Below are 20,491 nucleotides of genomic sequence, written 5' to 3'. Positions count from 1 at the left end.
GATGTGTGGTGAGTGACCTTGTGACTAGTTTTCTGTTTTTCGTTATCAAATAAAAAAGACATTACACAGCAAGTCACACGTGTAATGTCCGTTTTATCAATCTTTTAAGGAGACTTTCACACACACACTAACACCCGTGTAATGTCTCAAAATTCGTTATTTAAAAAAGTGTTTTTATGCACTTCTTAACACACGTAACTTCTGTTGAAACTCGTTCTTGTGTGTGTGTTTCTCGATACGATAGTTGTTCATGTTGTTCTCGATATTTGCTTCTTGATTATTTTCTTGGTGATTGAATGTTTGGTTAATTGGTTGGCTGTGAAGGATTTGAATTTGTTGAGCGATAAGCTGAGCAGGATCTGTATTTCCGCTCGTCTGACTGCTTCCAGGTTGTCCATCATCAGCTTGTGACTGGTCACGCCTATGTGCATCACCTGTCACACCTTCTTCTCCAGTTGTTCCGTCTTCAGCTGAAGTCACAACGTCCAATCCTAAGTCGCCAACTTCAGGAATTCCCACGTCTATGTCCTCTACTCCAATTGTAGAATCGTTTGGAATAGTGGTCATTTCTCCATCAGGTATTTCAGTAAATTCACCTTCTACCTCATTCTCATTATTTCCTTGGGCTGGAACTTCTTGATCCTCAATATCTCCTACTACCTCACTAGCATCTGCTACTTCTGAAGCAGCACCATACATACCGCTTGTTGCCGCATTCAAACCTACGTCTATAGCTAAGTCCTGCATGTCATCAACATTTTTGGCAAGATCTAACGATGGTGTCATTTCACCATTGGCAAAATCGTTCATTCCTTCGTTAAACTGCTTCATATCAAAATTGAAGTTGTTAGAACCATTACGTTGGGTTAATGCATTAACAACAGCACGTACAATCTTATCTTTGTATTTCCATGCTAACCAATAAATGATCCCTTTCACGAATGTATTCATGACAGCTGAAATAACATCGGACGGTGGAATAAGCAAATCTATTGTCAAGTTCACCAACGAAAACAACAATACTAACAGGCCTATGAATCCTTTTCCCATGAATATTTTAGCAATATTCATCAAATTACTTAATAAAGCATTGTTGTACTTAGGAATTAAGCTTATTAACGCAATTATTGGAAGAATGTAGCTGTAGACCACTGCAAGCAGCTGCAAGATCAAATTAAGTCCTGAAATAACTGTGATCGGTATTCCGTAGAGGAACACACCAGCAACAGAAATTAAGGAAATAATTAGTTTGTATTCTACTGAATCACTGGTCAATGTCTTGTTTGTTTCTGACAGTTCCTCCATGCGTTTGATCTTTGTATCATCGTCAAGATTTCCAAAATCTTTACTTAACAGATACTCTCCATCGTTACCTTTCGGAATATCTTCATTTTTAATATCCTTGTATAAATCATTGATTTTATCTTTTTCAGTTGTTCGATAATTCAGAAGTAGAAACGGATTGTATACTACTTGCTTGAACAACTCATTACGTATAACGTTCGTTGCTCGCTCATTGCTCGTTTTAGCATCGACGACCGCATGGCCGTCTTTTTCAGTCGTGGGCGATAAAGCGCTGGTTTCGTCTGATTGTCCAGCAACTGAAATAATTTCAGCCTGGATCAAGAACGAATAATCATTCATTCTTGACATGTATTCGTTGCTTCTCGGAAACCAAATTCCTGAAACAATCAATACAAGAAAAATCTTTGCAAACTGTAGAACTGCTGTTTTAGGACTTTCTAAGATAAAGGTACGTCCAATATACAAAATTGAAAATATTAGGATCAAACCTACATAGTTTGTTTTAAAATTTTCCCACATATTCCCTGTTAAGCTGCCGATTATATCATTTAATTTGTCTAGTAAATTCATGGTATACAGTTCTTTTACTGCATAATCAAAAAACTCCCAGATAAATTTTGTGACTTCAAAGAGAAAATTTCCCATACCAGCCAAAGCTTGTACATAAGGACCTCCTGTCATTAAAGATAGAAACCCACTTTTTGAAAGACTGTAGCTGCGGTAATTTTCCAAAGGATAACGAGAACTAATAAGATCACTGATTGTTTCAATCTTAATCCCATCAGCTACAGCAAGCGTAACACCTAGACCAAAAAAAACAATGAGACAAACCAGTAAGCCAATAACTACGGTTCTTTTTTTCATTGAAATTTTCCTCCTACGATGCGTATTTTTCTTCCATATTTCCACTTGCTGTGCGATCAACTGTTTTATTGGCCATTGTCCACTCTGGGAACCAGCTGTGAACCGTTAATTTACCAGTACGCTGATATGGATCTCTCATGATACATTGCCCTTGTTGCAAGTTTTTAAGTAGTTCAATATTTGATGGTGTGACTTCCATTCCAATCTCTTTTAGGATCTCTGGACGTTCAGAATCTTCATCAAAAGCAAATAATAGTCCGACTTGCCCTTGTGTATCGTCCGTGTGAATATCCGCAACTGACTGCGTACCAAACACACACGCATTACACTGTGAACGGCCAACCTTCTTAATTCGGTTAATGATTTTTTTACCTATTGCACTTCGAGTCATTGTCCAGGCTTCATCGAAAAATTCGTAAGTGTAGGCTGTGTCGTCTACTCGTCCGAAAAGTTCAATGTATTTACCAACACAAAGCATAATCGCTAGACTCTTTTTCTCGTGTTTCTCGTAATCCTGTTGGCTTTTCGTTGGTTCTGGTAGGGTTAGTCCTTCAACAGACAACACGACAGATCGTTTGTCAAATTGAATCTTACTACTACTTCCATCACTAAAAGCCAACTCTAATAATGAATTTTGGACTTCTTGAGCTAATATTTGAGCAAACTTCCTTACTTCAGGAATTTCGTTTACTTTCAAACGATCGATTAAATGGCGTAGTCCAACTTTTTTACCTTTGCTGCGTTCTTCAATTAACGTGTTCAGCATATCTACTACTTCTAGGCGGATATCGTCATTTTTATCAATATCATAAATTTGGTACAAGATTCCTTCAGCTACTTCTTTCGCTTCATTGGGTGGTAAAAAAACGATTGGATCAAGGATTCCATAGTTGCTTTTATCTTTGATACTTAGCGTGATAAATCGGAAATTGTGCCACATTTTAGCAAAATAAGGATATTTTTTTATAAATTCCTCGTCATTCAGTAAAACGTCTCTTATTTCCTTCAGCTTTACTTTTGGATCAAAAAACATGGACTGTATATTGAACAAATTAGTAATGTAGAACATAAGCAGCATGAGGAACGTCTTTCCCCCACCAGTAATTCCTGTGATATGAATATGTGGGCTAGAAGACGATCCTGCAACGTTTTGATTCGTTGCCATGAAATTTAACCGAACGAGTTTTCTTGACGATTTTACAGCCTTTTCTCTCGAAATAACTCTGTTTCCTTCAGTCTGAATTCCGATAGGAAACCCTACTCGATTCCCTAGTTCATTTGTTACCCCAAATAGAAATTCTGAAATACCGTAAATATTGGTTGTTTGCTGCCAATATTTCGTTCCTTTGATTTCTCCTTGTGTCAACGCTTGGAATAACTGAAGCTGATCGCTTAATGGTGCTTCTACACGTATATCTAGTTTTCTAAAGTATTTACGAACCAGGCGTGAACGCTGTACGCATTCCTGGGCTGTATCACCGTAAACAGCAAAACAACCTAACCATTGGTAAATGGTTAATTCTTCGTCAAGATCTTCTTCGATTAGTTCTGTTTTCTTCATATTTTTAGCTAAGTTTACACTTGCTTTGTCACCTAAGCTCATTGTTTCTTTCACATCAACTTTGAAGTTTTTCTTTTTATTGGTTACAGACGTACGAACGCCCATTAAGCCATTACTAGGTAATCCTTTGCCCTTTACATGAAACTCACATCCAAAAGGGAAGCTTTGCGCTCTATAGTAGAGACGGCTATATAATGTATAGTCTGGCAATTTAGAAATGGGTAGAAAACTGACGTAATGCTTGCCATATTCGGTTTCAATCCCCATAACACCCTTTCGCTCATTTGGTGTTAAAATCGCTTCTGTAATCTCGTCGATTGATTGTGTGCGTTGCTCGTCAAAACGATTATGTTTACTATTTCGTAAGAAATTGAACTTCAGTTGATACGCCGTTTCTTCTGTTGTCATTCGACTAGCTTTTAAGGAACTCAACTCTTGAAACAGTTCTTCTTCTTTGGACTTAAACTTCTTTAGTTCTTCGTCCTTATCTTTAGATGTTCCACCCAAAGCATCAAAAATTGTTTCTTTGACTTCCTCTAAGCCACCTGTAACACTCTCAAATCGAGAAGTAACATGATTGTATTCTCGTATCCGTACCCCTAAAACAAAGCGTGGACGGTTCAAATGACCGTACATCGCTTCAAATGTTTGTATTAGTTTTTCGGTGTAATATTCTGAAACATCAGGGGTTTCTTGATTAAAATCTGGTTCTAATTCCTCGAACTGCTCTTGCATTTCAAGGTCTAAAGGATAAAGCGATAAATCAAACCCCTTGTATTTTTTCCCGATTTCTTCCATTGTGTGCCTAAAATTGTATTTGTGGTCCTCTACCTTTTCTGAATCCTGCAAATTCAAATCTGTATTACCAATGCGATAATAAGCCCATACGTCGTTTTTAGGAGTTAATAATAGATTATCGTAGTAGTGATTGACTGGAAACTGAAATTTTACTACTTTCTTTGGCCGTATTTTAGCTATAATTTTAGCTAGTGATAGCTCGGAAAATACACTCATAAATACCCTCCTTTCTTCGTTATATAAACGACGGTATCTTTTTGCTTTTTCTGGTAGTTCCCTTTGTATACTTCTTTGTTTGGTAAAATTGCCTTAAAAAAGAAGAAAACCGTATCGAGCAAATAACGCTCGATAGGTTTTCCGTCTGTGTTGGTTGCTAAAACAAGTCTCATTAGTAAATAAGGTAAAACCAAAGACAATGCAATATCAGCTAAAGATAATAAGTTCCCTGCAAATTGAATGATCGATCCAAAAAGATATCGTATCACTACAAAACAAATCCCGTAGATTGTCAAAGATCGAAAGTTAATTAACCAGGGTAGCGTAATCTTCTTTTTTCCAGCTTTCATGCTTGGTATGCTCACTCGAATCGCAACTGGTGCAGTCATAAGGCTGGTGTAAGTAACGGTTTTTCGTTGGTCTTTTGTAAGTGCCATTACGCAGAACCTCCCCCTGCTCCTGTTCCCATCAGTTTATCGATGATACCTTGTACCCATTGAATAATTGTTTCATCAGGTTTTTTGATTATGTTAATCATTAAAGCCACAAGGAATACCATTCCAATCATTGCGCCCCATTCTCTTTTAAAGGCTAAGTAAATAGCAAATCCAATCATCGCAAGAATAAGAAGGGCTTCTCCTTGTTCTTGTCCCCAATTTTTTACGTTGACAAAATCGGGTAAATTTGCCAGTACAAAGCTTTCCATTACATATAATTTGAACATTTGTTTCTCACCTCTATTCGTATGTCATTTCGTTTATGAAATATTTTCCGTCTTCCGTGGTTGTTAAATGTAGCTGGATTGTCTCACTCAACACAATGTCTGTTTTTTCTTGTGTCAGCTGTAGGGTCGTTGTAACAACTGGATTTTTACTTTCTCCGTAAATCGCTAACTCTTTAGAGTGGATTGTCCAGCCTTTCGGTAACCCCTGTACGTCCTTCATTAAGTAACGTAAGTTTTCCTGATTGTTTTCTTGATACTCTTTCAAGAACTGTACAACAAAGGTTTTCACTTCTGATACAGCCTTTTTATCATCCAGAGGTTGGTTCGGTACAGCTGTTGTTTTTGCTTTATCATGTGCGATCCATTTTTCTGGAGCATAGGCTAACTGATTAGGTAGCGAATGGATTGTGTACCCTTTTTTAGACTGCGAAAAACGGACAGTAACAAATGATTCGTTTTCCTGTCCGTTTTCGGCTTTTGTTTTTAAATAAAAAGTGGCTTCTGTAACCCCGTTACGTTCCTGATACCCGTAATTCTCTAATATTGAAACAACTTGACTTTCTTTTGGCTGATTAACTAAACGAAAGCTTAACGAGTTGTTATAGCCCTGAAGGCTACGTTCTCGTTCGTCCTGTTTACTTCGTTCAATCGGAATAGTAAAATACAACGTTAAGAATCGTTTTAATGCAGCGTTCGTCTCCGGAAGGTTTAACAGCTGTTGCTGGCTTACCTTTTCTAGAGTTGATTCTAGCTTGCTGATACGCTCTTTGTAGGTGTGTACTTCCTTAATAGCGGTGTTTGAATTCTTTACCGCTAACAATCCACTCAAAATAAAGGCAAGGATCGCTCCCCATATCAACATACGGACGGGATTTTTTTCATAGTTGCCCTTTTTCTTTTTGAATTTACTCGCTTTTTTAAGCGGTTTTCCTTTCAAGGCGCTCGGATTGAAATAGGGTTTCTCATTCATTCATTGCGACACAACGTTTGTGTCTGTTCACTTCCTTTTTGTTGGTTTTTAGCTTCTTTTTCTTCTTGCTAGGAAAATGCTTGCTAGTGTTGCTAGTAAGCCACCTGAAACAGATAGCATTGCACGATCAATTTCACCCATTTTTGGCAAAACTTTTGTTTTTCCTGAAGAATCTTTTAGTAAAAGTGATCCGTCTGCTTGTTTCGTTGCCCCAATCGATTCTGGTGTAACGGTTTTAGTTGTTCCGTCTGCTTCTTGTATGATTGGATTTCCATTATCTACACCGATAATCGTTTGGCCACCTTCTGTGTGAACTGGTTGTTGTGGACTTGGTGTTGTGTCAATTGGTTCTACTGGTTTTACAGATTCTGTAGGCTGTGTTGGCTTTACTGGCTTCTCAGGTTCCGTTGGTTTCGTTGGTTTTTCTGGTTCTGTCGGTTCCGTTGGTTTTTCTGGTTCTGTCGGTTCCGTTGGTTCTGTAGGCTCTGTCGGTTCTGTTGGCTCTGTTGGCTCTGTCGGCTCTGTTGGCTCTGTTGGCTCTGTTGGCTCTGTTGGCTCTACTGGTTCCGTTGGATCTATTGGATCAACAGGATCAGTAGGATCTACTGGTTCGGTCGGATCTACCGGCTCACCTGGATCAATAACATCATCAAAAGTCACCGCATGCTCCAATGATACATACGGAATTTGTTGTACATTTTCTTGTGTTGCTTCCTGATCTTGCTCGCTTGCTTCCGCTACCAATCCTGAATTTGTAGCAAGTAATACTGTTCCACATAGTCCAATTACAATAAGTTTTTTCATCATTTTATTCCTCCGTTAAGTTTAATATCATAGTAAAATCTTCTAATTTTGGTACTTCTTTTACTTTGTATGTCTTGTCTTTATCTTCAGATAAAGCAAAAGATATTTTCTTTGTTTTTGACTGATCGTCTTCTTTCAAGCTGACGATGTAAGAAACAGAATACTCCTTATTATCTTGTGTGATCTCCCATAAAAGACTAGATTTTAATTGTTGATTGCTTCCTTCAAACCTCTTCAGTTGATCTTCAGAAACATAGGCTTTTAAAGTTTCTTGGTAGCTCTTATCTGTTTTGGCTTGATTAAAATAATTTGAAAGGAAGTATCGAGAAAAAGCATCAATTTTATTCGTAGGGATTTCTTCGACTTCTGAACTTTCAATTCTTTTTTCGATTTTTGAAAGTTCAGATCGCGTGTTTGACAGCGCAAAATTTATGAATAGAAAAGCAACTACCATAATAACGAGTGGCAATATCTTATCGAGTTTATTTTTATCAAGTGACTTAGAAGATACTTTTCTCTTCATTTTTTTCTGTTCTGGTCGTTCAAATTCTGTCTTCAGCATTTGTAAAAATACTTCCTTGTCCGAATCCCAATCAACCTCAAACTCTTCTTGAATCGTTTGAAGTAAGGAAAAACGAGGGTCTGGCAACATAGCTGAAGAACTATATACACATTCTTCCTCATTAGATAGCAAGTTATACGAAATCCTTGCTTCCTGATCCGCATCTAATAAATTTTGATTCAGTTGTCGCAAAATTTCATTAACTGAAGACAATGAAATTTTCTTATTTAAGGGAAGTGATCCACTAGGATCAGCAGTAAATACGATATACAAATAAATTTCACCTCCAGGTAAAAATAAGTAATCGGCTAGTGACGTGCCGATTTGGAATACATAAAAAAAGTAACGGTTCGCTACGCTGGAACAGTTACTCTTTTTATGTATTTTTTTAGCAGTTTGGGACCACTTCTCAAACAGCTACACTAAAGCTTTTGTGAAGAATTTCTACTTTAAAAAAAGCTAATTTGGACCATTGCTTTTTTGACGATTATTGAATATTGATTACACCAGCATTTTCAACGCTGGTAAACTGATTTTCCGTTGAATCAAATTTTACTTTATACATAAATGTTCCTGGTTGATCCTCACTCCCTGCTATAGATACTGCATAGTGAACAACAACTAAAGCAGTTAATTGTTTGTCATTTGACGGCATAAGATACACTTCTGGATCTCCCTTCAGGTGTGAAGTTGTTTTAACTGAAGGATTACTGGAAGCTGCATCTTTTGGAAACAACCCGTCAACTGCTTTTTTAGTGCCTAATTCTAACGCTTTATCTTTCCTTGCTTTCACGTTGTCCTCTTCACGTTCTGTACAATAATCAAAGACTGTTGAAAATAACTCTTTTGCAGCTGTTGTAAGGTCGTCATTCGCTGTGCCGTTTTTCTCTGTGTACAGAGTGTCTACCTGTTGTGAAAGTTGATCCGTCAATTCTGCTACCTCACTTTCTTTCTTTTTAAGCTGCTTATTTTCTTTTTGTAACTTTTCTATTTTTTTTGAATCATTTTCACTAAATTCAGATAAATACATGTAAGCTACTAAACCACTAATTACTAGAAGTATCATAGTCAATACTGTTAAAGTTCCTATTTTTTTGTATAGCATTTTATCCTCCCTTTCCTTGGATAAATTCAAGTTGAGAAACAATACCTTTGTCTAGCACTCTCCATGATCGAGTACCTGAACCCATGTTGATTACATTCGTTTCGCTCACTAGAATACTGCCATCAGAATTGACGTATTCGACAACTGCAATGTGTCCATAAGGTGGAAGTGATCCAGCGACACCACCTTGAAAACAAGCTGCCCAACCGACTTTTGGTTCACCTTTGACAACAGTATAACCAGCCGAACGAGCACTTGCCCCCCATGCACCACCATGTCCACTATCACCTGAAAACCATTCAATACGATTGCCGATTTGAGCCATTCTGTTGTATGCACCCCAAGTACACTCGCCAAATGGATAACTATTACCTGAATAATCTTTGCTATCCGGTGGTGGTAGTGTCAATTTTCCTTGATATTCTTTTGGTACTTCCAACGTAGGCGCTGAATTTTCACCTGTTACTTGCCCTGCTGTATCTGACGTTTTAACACAATCTGAAGAATCGCTCTCTTCACCTTTTGGAACGTTTACAGTGCCTTCATCAAGATCATTTTTCCCTTGATAGGGTGTTGACCCATACTTTAAGATTGCTTCTTTGTCCAACCATTGAAATTGAGTTCCTAAACTGCTGTATGTTGCAAGAAGCTTCATAAGATATGATGGATCAGTTGCCCAACCTCCCTCGAAAATAGCAGTCAAAGCACTAACACCATCAGTGTTGTTTATAGCTCTAGTATAGAGAGTTTGGTGTGCCATAAATTCCGCTTTTCCCACAATGCCTGCATTGTAGTCTTTAAACCATGTGTAAGCACCACCTGTGTTATCTCCAACGTTAGTACCTGGCTTTGTTCCAGTAATATCGACAGAATCTTCTCCAAAAACACCTAATGTAATTGGAAAATCTTCCTTTCTGGACGTTTTCACACCGCCCATATTGTGTGCCTGCCAAAATGAAGTTCCTGAAGGATTCGTAAAATTAAACCCATTTTCAACCATTGTTTGAGCGATACTTGCAGAAGGTAAAAAGCCACCTGCTTTCCAGGATAGAATATAGGCTTCCCTATGACTTTTTACAAATTCTTCTATGGAAGCTGGTACTGTTTTTCCATCGTCTGGATTGTCCCAATTTGATTGAATACAACCAGATTCACTTTTTGGCTCACCACCAACAAGCACGATAAGAAAAAAAAGAACACCCAACAGCAAAATTATTGGAAACAACATACAGCCCCATTTTGCTTTTTTCATGTGTTTCTACCACCTCCACTACTCGTTAAAATTGATCCCAATTATCTAAACGCTGCTCTTTTTCTGTCATTTTTTTTAATTCATTCACATAAAAATCATTTGTGATTTTTTCAATCAATCGCTCAACGTATTGTAGATCTGTATTACTAGGATATAGTCTAATAAAAATAGTTTTCTTCGTTCGATTTAATTTTTCTTCTGCTCTTAATTCGCTTTGCATTTTTCTTAGTTTTTTTAAGTAATCTTTTCTACATGAAGCATCGTAGTACGTTTGTTTGACAATCTCTCGTTCGTTTTTTGGATTTAATAAGTAGCTTAATTCCTTTTTCTCTAAGCTAGTCATCCAAATAAATAAGATTGGAAATGCCAAAAAAACACACATAGAAAATAGATCTTCCACTAAAAAATCACCTACTTATCGATACTGATTCACTTGCTTGTCCTGTAACAATCATCAATTTACGAACTAAAACGTTCAGCAATTCAGCTTCTTGTTGTTCGTATTCTTCAAGCGATCGTTCCATACCTGGAAGCGGCCGTAATTCTGCCATTCGTAAAATGGCCAAATGACACAAAAAATCAAATTCTTCGTCGTTAATTTGGGAAAGATAGTTGTAATTTGGTTCTCTGTGGGCAGTCGCCGTAATTTCAAATGTTTCAGGATCACGCTGCAACGTCGCTTTCACTTGAATACCATTTGAAAACAGTAAAATTTCTACATAAAAGTATTCTGTGTGACTGATTGGTTTTCGATCGATCACATTTATATGACCACCATAGAATTGAGAAATTCGGTCAATAAATGTAGATAGCGCTGTCCCTATATTTTGTTGTCGTGGATATTCTTCAGTTAATAGCAGCTTTGACATGATTTTCCCTTCCTTCTTTTACTTTGGTGTAACATACGTCAGCATACCCACATACTCCGCTAAGATTGTACGTGTAGAAACAACATTTAAACCCTGTGCATTCATTTCAGAAATCAGAATAGAACCGTCTTCATAAACGTGTTCTACAAATGCAACATGTCCGTAAGTTTGATCTGCACCTAAAACCCCTGGTGCAAATGAAACAGCTGTGCCGGCTTTGGGTGTATTAGACACTTCAAACCCTCTTAAAACACCTGTGCTGCCCCAATCTTGACCGTTACCCATATTCAGATCTACATGGCCACCTAGTTGAGTAATGCGGTTGTAAACGTATTGTGTGCAATTCCCCCAGGCATAACTATTTCCTGTATCATAATTGACATTGTTATATGGTTCAAAATCACCACCAGCGACGATTTCACCTTTTTCATGGTCGTACTGTGTGAGGTTGTATGTCTCGATCAACCCATTTAATTTCTCACCATAAAGAATATCGGTCGCATACGTTCCTGTTAGTGCTTCTGTAGCATTTTTATAGCTATCTGAAAGGCTTTTCCATGTACCTTGATAAATCAATGGCACACCGTCTATTCCGTCTGTAAGAAGCTTAGAATAGTCCTCCAGAGACTCTTTGATAGTCGGATATTTTCTAAATGCTGCTTGAACTTGATATAGGTTTCCTGATCCGTCGTCTTCTTGCGTGCCAAACGTTACGAATTGCCCTTCGTAATCACCTTTGATACCGAATAAATTGTTGTAAGGTTCCTGGGATAACTCGCTACCACCTGATCCTGATTCAAGGATTGCCTGGGCGAGCATAACCGAAGCGAATAGGTCGTTTTCTTGCCCTACAGAACGAGCTTGCTCACCAATACGAGCGATAAATTCTTCTGTGGTCGTATTTTTTTCAAAATGAATAGAAGCTGATTCCACGGGAATGGTCACTTCGTTTACTAGTGGTTCTTCCTGAACAACTTCAGTTGGCGGTGTTGCCACTCCTTCAGGTGTAGGGTTTTCTGAAGGAATGGTTTCAGCACTTGATTCGGTCGTTTCTGTCGGTTGACTGTCTTTTGTTGTTTCTGTAGACGGTGCGGTTTCCTGACTAGGCGCTTCTTCTGTGATCGATTCACTTGTACTTGCTTCTACTTCTTGCGCCTGTTCACTAGATTCTAGCGGTGTCTGTTGCACTTCTTCCGCAAAGGTCGTTAAAGGCAAGACGTTGCTGAATAATACGCTGGCTAAGAGTAGACTTAGTGTTTTTTTCTTCATATGTTCCTCCTGGTAAATTTTTTACTACTACTATTTTTCGAGTACGACGTTTTATATAGAAATAAAATACCCCTTCAACAAATGCGCTGTACTTTATTTTCAATTCCTCCACTTGACCATTCGGGTGTATGATCCCTAAAAATTCAAGTTCTTGTCTAGGTTTTTTCTGATACGTTTGACAATGACAAAAATAAGACGGCAAAATAGAATAATGTATTTCTAGAGTCTTCCTGTTGTGATAAATCTTAATTCGTTGGTGTGTCTCTATAAACTTTGACGGTATTAACAAATAACTCGACAACTCGCTTAGATCAATACAAGGTGAATGAGGGTCACACTCCTTTTCATTAATTGAATAATTCGGCATAGCTCTTTTCCTTTCCTACATAATAAAAAAGCGACAAACTTGTTAAAGTTCATCGCTTTTAGTGTTTAACTTATGCTACATTGTCAGTTTCTGCTTTTTTGTAAACAAAAAGATAAGCAACAGCTGCTGCGATTGTAAATCCAATCATCATGATTGTTGATTGGATTGTTTCGCCTGTGCTTGGTAGTGATCCTGTTTTTGCTGGTGTGCTAGGTGTTACTATTTTTTTAGGTGTTTCTGGTACTTTTGCTGTTTCAGTAACAACGGTTTGATCTTTGTTGTATAGATCTGTTTCTTCAGCAATTACATTACCGTCTTTATCTTTGGCAACATGGGTAGCAACTAACGCTTCCCCTTCTTTTAGTGTATCTTTTTTCAGATCCAACGGAACTTTGAATTCTTCATTTTTTTCTTTAAATGTTTTATCAGTTTCGTCCGTTCCGACTACACGTTGGTTAATGATTACGCCGTTGTTATACTTCACTGCAACGAATTCAGTGTAGAACGTCATAGGTGTGTTGATCCATGCATCAGTAGCTTTCACTGTATCTTCAAGTTTATTGTCTTTTGTTGGATCAATTACTTTTTTACCATCTACAGTTGCAAACAATGTCGTAATTTTCATAGGAATCTTTGTATTTTCCCAATTAATGGTACTTTTCGTGTTGTCTTTGACTTCAACAATCATTGAATGTGGTTGATTTGGTGAAATCGTCCAACCGTCAGGATATTCCACTTCTGAGAAGCGATATTGTCCTTCTTTTAGCTTCAGTTTGTTCGTTTCAGCGCTTGTAGTGAAGGTGAAGTTCACGTCTTTTGTGTTTTCGCTTAGTCCTTCAACATGAATTTTAGCGCCTGTAATATTTAAAAGGGAAGATAAATCTAAATCAGATTTCTTGTTAAAGTCAATTTCGCCTGTTTTCAACTCATTTTTGAAAATACCTAAGTCATATGTTGCTACGTCAACTGTTGATACTTCATAAGGTACATTGAATGTAACTGGTTCAAATTGGCGATAGTTTTCAGGTTCGTTCGTTTCATCAAATACATACTCATTTTGTTCTCCATTAACGAAAGGAATAACACTCTTTCCTTTCCCTTCAGCATCGGTTACCATAGTATCAAGGTATTCTCCTGCTGGTGTTAAGACTGTCTCTTGGTCGGGTGCAGTCGTATCATTGTTGTTTTTATTCGTAAATTCAGCGCCTTCTAGGGGAATATCTTTATATACAGGTGTTCCTTTCAGCGCTGTTTCTTCAGCATCGAACACTTCTTTTTCTTTTTCCCATGTCACCACTGCTTTTTGGTGGTTATTTTGTTGCGTAATTTTTGTCGTTTCTGCGGCTTTGATCGTACCTGTGATTGGTGTTTGATCTAATGTATAACCAGCTGGTACAGCTGTTTCAACAAGGTTATAAGGTGTTCCATCAATATACTTTTCAGAGATTGGTGCCCAACCGTCCGCACCTGTTGTAAAGGTTACTTTATCGCTGCCGATCGTGCCTGTGTACGTAGTATTTGGAACCATTTGTTTTGTTACTTGATCTTGTTTTCCAATTTGAAGTTGCCCTTCTCTTGCGAAAAAATTTACTGAAATAGGGGCTACTTCTTGTGGATCATCAAATTTGCCTTGCATTAATCGTTGATATCCAACATCAAATGGAGTAAATACAATTGCAGCTGGTTTACCAAATGCAGCCATCAAATTTCCTGAATTGTATTTTTGGTTATAACTTAGAGGTGCAGACATTTTGAATGATTGTCCACCATAGACTTTTGCATTTCCATTCGTAACCTTCTGTCCAGTTGTTATATTTGTTAATGTAACACCTTGAGGAACAGGAATTGAAACATAGTTTTCTTTAGAACCACTAGTTTTGATTACCTCTGAAACTTGTTCGTTTCCAACAATCGTTGATTCTAAGTTGTGTTTATTAAATTCAAAACTCTGTATGATAAAATCACCATTTTTGGCTTTTTCAATTAAATCTGCAATATACGGGTGTGAATTTGATACTGCTTCGCTTGGTGTCAATTTACCCGTTAACCAGTTCCTTAATGCAATTTCTGTTAATAGAATTTCTTCATCTGTTGGATTGGGATTTAACGGTCCATATGCCCCATAAGAAAGAATAGCTAATGCTCCATTATTCTCATAGGGAGATCCATTATCATAAGGAACATTTGGCTCAAACGGTGCTCTTAAATGTTGATCTATACACAAAGCCCCTTTGCCATCGACAGTAATTTTAATACCTTCATAGAGAACCCCAGCAATAGTGATTCTAATAATCTCGCCTTGTACATTACCGATACCTCTCAACAAAGGGTTCGTCACAGCTGAAGATTGAATAATTCGTCCATCCTCTGTTTGTCCTACCTGGTACATTTTGCCATTCTCGTCCTTACTAAAAACTGGTGTTTCAGGGCTTAAACTTTCCATTGTAGGTAATTGAATATTTAAATCACCAACGGTCATCCCTTCTTTTTCAGTATCCGTTGTCGTTTCTTTTGAAGAGGGAGTTTCTGATTCTTCTGTTGATTCGCTGCTACTTGTCGACTCCGCAAATACTTGCCGCCCTTGTAAAACAATAGGAGAAAGTAACGTCATTAACGACAGATACGTGACTCCTTTACTAATTTTCTTGTGTAATTCCTTTTTTTTCATTTGATTTTTTCCTCCAATATTAATTTTTTGTACATTTTTGAATCAATCTTAAAAAACTGGTGCCCTGATTCTCATAAATTCCCTCCTTTTTAACAACAAAAAAGCAGACGAGTGTTTACGTCTGCCTTTAATTATTTATTTTACTTAACGTCTTCCCAGCCGCCCGTCCATGATCCACCCCAATTAGAATTGCCTTCTTGCTCACCTGTTGGATAATTTGGAACAGTTGGTTGTTCACTCTCCTTGGCTGGAGGTACAGTTTGCCCTCCTCCAGTTGCAGGTGGTGTTTGCTCTTGTGTTACCGGAACTTGTGGTTGAGAATTCCCATTGCCTTCTTGCGGCACATAATCTCCAGTGTCAGCTGCACCACCAGTTTCTGTGTAATCTGGTGTATATCTTTGATCCGTTTGAACGGATACTTGCGGGGCTTCAGGCGTTTTAGGTTTCTGTTGAATCACGCCGTTTTCTTGTTTAACTTCAGATTGCTCTTTCGCTTCTTCACTTGCTTTTTTATCGATATCAGCCTTTACTTTGCTTAATTGATCCATTAATGTTTTTTTTCCTTTGGCATTTTTGATCTTATCGACTTCTATTTTAGCTGTATCATAAAGCTTTGTATCGGTAGAGATCACTTTGTCTTTATAAACCTTTGCAGTGGCTTGTTTTGCCTTATCCAGCTGTTTCAATTGGTTTTCAGCTTCAGTAGTCAATGATTGGATTGTCTTTTCAAAATCAGACGTTGTTTTCTCCATTGATTTTTTTACTTGATCGATTGTTTCTTGTTTCAAATCGTCTGCAATCGGTAAATCTTTTGAAATCTTAGCACCATTTACAGCTGTACCCTGGAATAATTTATTTGTTGCTTGCTGCAGCTCAAATGTCTTTTCAATTTTCTTCATTGTTTCATTTATTGCTTCTACTTCCTTATCAAAAGTGGAATGATCAACTTTTGCGGTCGTTTCTTTAAGACTGGTCGCCTTTTCAACGTCTTTTTTAAAGTCTTTTATCTGGCTCTCTTGCATATTTTCGACTAAATAGGAAGGTGATTTTTTATCAAAATACCCTTTTAAATCACTATTTAAATTCTTCAATGCTGCTTCTTGATCCATTACTTGTGTTTGTGCCGCTTCCAGCTGTTGTTTTGATTGGCTGCTATAGGCATAGGCACTACCACCACCAACTAAAGCAATTACTAACATCCCCAATACTACTGTTCTTTTCGTCTTTTTCGTCCACTTTTTCATATCTAAATCCTCCATTTTTAAATTATTTTCGATTCATGGTATAAATCCATCGCTTGAAATAATGAGTAACTGATTAACAAAGCGATTAATAAACTATTTCGTTCAAAATTCAATAAAACAAAAAATACCGCTGCTAACAATGATCCTAAAACTTTAATTTTGTACTGATTCATTTTTTTCATGATTCCACTCACTCCTACTCTAATAGTAAGGTATTCAATCCTAAACGTCCACCATTTCTGTTTTTTCTGCTTCATTCGTTAAACAAGCAACATTGCTTCAGTGCGTGTATATGTGATTTTAATATAACGAATCTTCTGCGTTTCCACATCTCTAACTTTCATTGGTTTCTCATATTGAGAAGACGAAACACTCAAAGCTTTCGTGCGATTTAACGCTCTGTATAAATCGTTTATTTGTTTCTCCGTCCATTTTTTTCTAGACTTTGTTAATTCAATATAATCAGCAATAGCAATCGTTTTTCGATTTCCTGATCTCATAAATTGTATCAAATCATCAATCAGTTGCTTTTGATTGTCTTTCTTCATTCGCTTCTCCTTTCATTTCTAATAGATTTCCTTTGTTCATTAGTGAATTATCGCTTTTCGGAAACAAAGCGTACCCCGCTTATTTTCGGCTTGAATAAGCAACCTTCGTTTTATGTCCCTCAACTTCCGTGGAAAAAGCATCAGAAGTCCTTCTGCAAGCGGCTGGTTCCTGGTGGAACGCTCAACCGTTCTACTTACTTTCATTGAGTGACATAAATACTGCATGCGTTCTCTTTCCCTCAAAAGATACTAGCTCTACCTTTGTTGAGCTAACAATCAGTGGGTAGTCACCAATTTGTCTTTTTTTTACGCTCAAATATGTTATTCAATTTTCAAGGATCAATGAAACTATTTAGTACAAGGGATTTCACTAACCAACAAAAGAAATCTAATGTTGGCTCACTTCCTACGTCCGATCACATACGGACTAACCAAAAAGCGCAATACTTGTTCCGGGTGATCTTTTCTAGCAACGACGATATCTTTTTCCGCAGCAGTTTGAATATTATCAAAAATTCCATGCAGCAGCTCTACCTTATCAACACCAGAACCATCAACTGAACGTCTAGCAAAACTGCCGTCCCACATGTTAACCCAGGTTCTTTTATCGAAAGTACGAACTGTAGTAACTTTCCGAATCAAATCGATTGGCAAACAAATATCTCGGTATTGCACTTTACTTTTACGCTTACTAATAGCTTTCCCCAATAGAATCTATCCTTCCCAAATTGATTTTGACAAGTTAACGAACAACAAAAAAGAGGATAAGACACATAAACTGTGTCTTATCCTCCACTGCTGTAACCATCACAATCGTTTTTTATTACAAATAATTTAAGGAAAAGCATAGACCTACAAAACTGCGCCATTATTTGATACAATGAACTAAGGTCTCCCAGACTCTTAGTAAGTTTTGTATAACAGAAAAATAAAGGTTTTTCTATCATTTCCATAGAATTATTGTTATAATTAACTTCGTTGTGACGTTTGTTACAACAAGGAGCCGATTGCGACAGTTCATGGGTATACATGATTCTGTCCTGACTATTATTCCGCTTGACCTTCTAAATGAATTGGCGTTCATCTAGTTGGAAGGGGTAATAGTTAGGCTCTTTATTTAGTTGTTCGCTAACTTCTTAAAACAAAAAATCTAAAATTTTTACATTCGAAAAAAGACTAACATATCATTCTAATAAAAGCAAATTAAAATTAACCACCAGCAACTACAATAAAAATGGTCACTAAAGACGAAACTAACACTGCTGTTGTTATCAATTCTATCAGCCCCCTTACGTCTTTTCTAAGAAATATTTCTTAACTAATTATAACATGAAAAAACAATAAGTAAACAATTTAATTTTTTTGCTTTCCATTTAGGAAAATAAAGAAGCTTGATATAAAAGGATTTTGCTTAAAATTCAACATATTTAACAAAAAAAATACATAAAATAAATAAAAATGTTCCATTTTGGAACAAGGAGTGAAAAAATGTCATACTTAGAGTCTATTAAACATATCAGAGAATTACGCAACATACAGCAAAAAGACATGCTTCCGGGCGTTTTAAGCCATTCAGGTTATTCAAAAATTGAAAACGGTAAGAGTACCTTAAAACTAGATACTCTACAAGAAATAATCGACAGACTAAACATAAGCCTAGAAGAACTAAGTTTATACGCTGAAAATAATAATCTGATAAATAATTTTATTAAAATTTTCAACAGTGCAATTACTGACCCTGAAAACGAAATGATAATAACCAAACTACTAAATCATCCACTATACAAAGTGAATAAAGATATCAAAACTATGTCTCAAAAAGAAGTAATAGCGTACGCAGCAATAAAAAACATAATGTCAGGCCTTACAAAAAATAAAGTTACTCCTTTAAATAATTACGAAAAAGAATACATTGTCGAGTACATAACTAGTACCAATTTCTACGGACAATATGACTATTTGCTCATTCTAAACACAATAACCTGTCTAACCGAAGAACAGTCAAATATCATAATAAGACACATGTTTCCCGTAACAGATACAAAAAACAGAACAGCAAAAACTTTAAACTATGCGTTCCTAGTTCTATCAAATGTCATTACCATAGCAATTTACAATCTCGACTACAAAAAGGCAATAGACTATATCTCCCTTGCTGAAACAATGATTGATACCTCAACTTCATATCATTCGAGAATGATATTAGAATACCACAAAAATATTGCCTTACGTTTTTTAAAAAAAGATACAATATACATCGAAAAAGCAAGACAAATAATACAAATCACCAGATTTATCGGAGACGAAAAAACAGCTCGATCATTCGAGACAGAACTAAACAATTTAACTACAAAAGCAGATTACTACCTAGAAACACATAAATACCCAACAATACTAGTAAATAAATAAGCTACGGAAAGCACTATTAACCCAGTGGTTTTTTATTGTTAAAAGTATCCTAGATATAATGTATTGGCAGTGTGCATGTTTTAATTTATCCAGTGTCCCATAGATTTGTTTGCTCACCAAATAACCCTAATTTCTTATCTGTTCCTGGTGTTTCGATCATCTTAGTTAGCATCGCTGCTTCTTTGAAAAAGGTTCTTATGGCGTTTTTATACGCCTTCTTGACGTGCTGATTCACCACAATTACTGTGCGGATCAGCGCTTTTCTTGTTGCAACGACTAGTCCCCCACCTCGGCCAGATCTCACTTGCACATAAATCTTACCTTCAGCTTTTAGCTCATTTAAAGCTTTGTCTAGTGATCTCTTTGGGATAGGTTTATCCTGGTATTGTACAGCTGCTTGTAATTCACTCTTAGTTAATTCAATTTCTGGTCGGTATCGATAGCATTCACTCTCCAGGTACTCTAAAATATCTGCTTTCCATTCATGGACGTGTGATCTCTTTCTTTCTGATCGATCTTTTTTGAATTTGTACATTGCATTTCGCTTTTGTGTAAAAAGTTCATCATCGGAATATACTCGTTTAGCCCATTCGCCTAAAAGGATTCTGACAAATTTTTTTGTTGCCCCCCGATACTTTCCTCTGTACGCACTTTTAACAATTTTCCACACTTCGGCATTACTTAAAGGATAATCTAACGAACTGTTAAATATGTCCATATCGTCAAAACAAACGTCCTGTTCAATCTCAGAAGAATAGTACGCCAAAGCAAGCGTAAAAATAGCGGTATTTCTACCTTCTACTCCCTTACTACCAATGATTTCTGGGTTTTCAAACAGTAAATTAACCCATTTTTCATCGATTTGTCGAATTTTTTTCCCTGGAACAAGAGCAAAATTATGTTTCTTATGGGTTACTGCTGGTTGATATTTCATTGACCAGGCAATTAACTGTTGC

At 36.9% G+C, this 20,491-nt stretch carries 19 protein-coding genes; 1 reads left to right on the top strand and 18 read right to left on the bottom strand.

The window, feature by feature from the left end; all coding sequences use genetic code 11:
- Positions 1–174: 174 nt before the first annotated feature.
- From A5880_RS16045 to A5880_RS15965, 17 genes are all read right to left on the bottom strand, one after another.
- Entirely contained in the window at positions 175–2,169 is a 1,995-nt protein-coding gene (locus A5880_RS16045) for a CD3337/EF1877 family mobilome membrane protein (RefSeq protein WP_336577254.1), read from the bottom strand.
- 13 nt (positions 2,170–2,182) lie between these two features.
- Entirely contained in the window at positions 2,183–4,744 is a 2,562-nt protein-coding gene (locus tag A5880_RS16040; RefSeq protein WP_336577253.1) for an ATP-binding protein, read from the bottom strand.
- Positions 4,741–5,181, bottom strand: a complete 441-nt coding sequence (locus A5880_RS16035; RefSeq protein WP_086332027.1) for a TcpE family conjugal transfer membrane protein — start codon at positions 5,179–5,181, stop codon at positions 4,741–4,743. The genes A5880_RS16040 and A5880_RS16035 overlap by 4 nt, the downstream gene beginning before the upstream one ends.
- On the bottom strand, positions 5,181–5,468 hold the full coding sequence (locus A5880_RS16030; protein ID WP_086332026.1) for a hypothetical protein: 288 nt from the start codon (positions 5,466–5,468) through the stop codon (positions 5,181–5,183). The genes A5880_RS16035 and A5880_RS16030 overlap by 1 nt, the downstream gene beginning before the upstream one ends.
- A gap of 13 nt (positions 5,469–5,481) precedes the next feature.
- On the bottom strand, positions 5,482–6,438 hold the full coding sequence (locus A5880_RS16025) for a conjugal transfer protein (RefSeq protein ID WP_086332025.1): 957 nt from the start codon (positions 6,436–6,438) through the stop codon (positions 5,482–5,484).
- Positions 6,439–6,486: 48 nt separating this feature from the next.
- Positions 6,487–7,242 carry an LPXTG cell wall anchor domain-containing protein gene (locus A5880_RS16020; protein ID WP_336577252.1) on the bottom strand — a complete coding sequence of 252 codons (756 nt, stop codon included), beginning with the start codon at positions 7,240–7,242 and terminating at the stop codon, positions 6,487–6,489.
- 4 nt (positions 7,243–7,246) lie between these two features.
- Positions 7,247–8,077, bottom strand: a complete 831-nt coding sequence (locus tag A5880_RS16015; RefSeq protein ID WP_086332011.1) for a hypothetical protein — start codon at positions 8,075–8,077, stop codon at positions 7,247–7,249.
- Positions 8,078–8,291: 214 nt separating this feature from the next.
- Positions 8,292–8,909 carry a hypothetical protein gene (locus A5880_RS16010; RefSeq protein ID WP_086332010.1) on the bottom strand — a complete coding sequence of 206 codons (618 nt, stop codon included), beginning with the start codon at positions 8,907–8,909 and terminating at the stop codon, positions 8,292–8,294.
- A gap of 1 nt (position 8,910) precedes the next feature.
- Positions 8,911–10,161 carry a CHAP domain-containing protein gene (locus A5880_RS16005; RefSeq protein WP_086332009.1) on the bottom strand — a complete coding sequence of 417 codons (1,251 nt, stop codon included), beginning with the start codon at positions 10,159–10,161 and terminating at the stop codon, positions 8,911–8,913.
- A 25-nt stretch (positions 10,162–10,186) separates the two neighbouring features.
- Positions 10,187–10,561, bottom strand: coding sequence for a hypothetical protein (locus A5880_RS16000; RefSeq protein ID WP_086332008.1), 375 nt, complete (start codon positions 10,559–10,561; stop codon positions 10,187–10,189).
- Between the two features lie 7 nt (positions 10,562–10,568).
- Positions 10,569–11,030 (bottom strand): hypothetical protein, encoded by a 462-nt coding sequence (locus tag A5880_RS15995; RefSeq protein WP_086332007.1) that lies wholly within the window; start codon positions 11,028–11,030, stop codon positions 10,569–10,571.
- An 18-nt stretch (positions 11,031–11,048) separates the two neighbouring features.
- Positions 11,049–12,299, bottom strand: a complete 1,251-nt coding sequence (locus A5880_RS15990) for a glucosaminidase domain-containing protein (RefSeq protein WP_086332006.1) — start codon at positions 12,297–12,299, stop codon at positions 11,049–11,051.
- A 437-nt stretch (positions 12,300–12,736) separates the two neighbouring features.
- Positions 12,737–15,334, bottom strand: a complete 2,598-nt coding sequence (locus tag A5880_RS15985) for a SpaA isopeptide-forming pilin-related protein (RefSeq protein WP_086332005.1) — start codon at positions 15,332–15,334, stop codon at positions 12,737–12,739.
- 140 nt (positions 15,335–15,474) lie between these two features.
- The gene (locus A5880_RS15980; protein ID WP_086332004.1) at positions 15,475–16,578 is read right to left on the bottom strand and encodes a hypothetical protein; all 1,104 of its coding nucleotides are present in this window, start codon (positions 16,576–16,578) and stop codon (positions 15,475–15,477) included.
- 17 nt (positions 16,579–16,595) lie between these two features.
- Positions 16,596–16,760 carry a hypothetical protein gene (locus A5880_RS15975; protein ID WP_179190500.1) on the bottom strand — a complete coding sequence of 55 codons (165 nt, stop codon included), beginning with the start codon at positions 16,758–16,760 and terminating at the stop codon, positions 16,596–16,598.
- A 78-nt stretch (positions 16,761–16,838) separates the two neighbouring features.
- Positions 16,839–17,126 carry a hypothetical protein gene (locus A5880_RS15970; RefSeq protein ID WP_086332003.1) on the bottom strand — a complete coding sequence of 96 codons (288 nt, stop codon included), beginning with the start codon at positions 17,124–17,126 and terminating at the stop codon, positions 16,839–16,841.
- A 399-nt stretch (positions 17,127–17,525) separates the two neighbouring features.
- On the bottom strand, positions 17,526–17,834 hold the full coding sequence (locus A5880_RS15965) for a hypothetical protein (RefSeq protein ID WP_086332034.1): 309 nt from the start codon (positions 17,832–17,834) through the stop codon (positions 17,526–17,528).
- A 780-nt stretch (positions 17,835–18,614) separates the two neighbouring features.
- Here A5880_RS15965 and A5880_RS15960 point away from each other — a divergent pair.
- Entirely contained in the window at positions 18,615–19,535 is a 921-nt protein-coding gene (locus tag A5880_RS15960; RefSeq protein ID WP_143353681.1) for a helix-turn-helix domain-containing protein, read from the top strand.
- A gap of 85 nt (positions 19,536–19,620) precedes the next feature.
- On the opposite strand, the gene A5880_RS15955 is transcribed toward A5880_RS15960, so the two are convergent.
- Positions 19,621–20,491 (bottom strand): primase C-terminal domain-containing protein (locus A5880_RS15955; RefSeq protein WP_336577251.1); only part of this gene is annotated, 871 nt, incomplete at its 5' end.

Origin of the sequence: Enterococcus sp. 4G2_DIV0659, assembly GCF_002140715.2 — a bacterium.
GTDB classification, from domain to species: domain Bacteria; phylum Bacillota; class Bacilli; order Lactobacillales; family Enterococcaceae; genus Enterococcus_L; species Enterococcus_L mansonii.
This window is presented reverse-complemented; position numbering and strand designations above follow the sequence as displayed.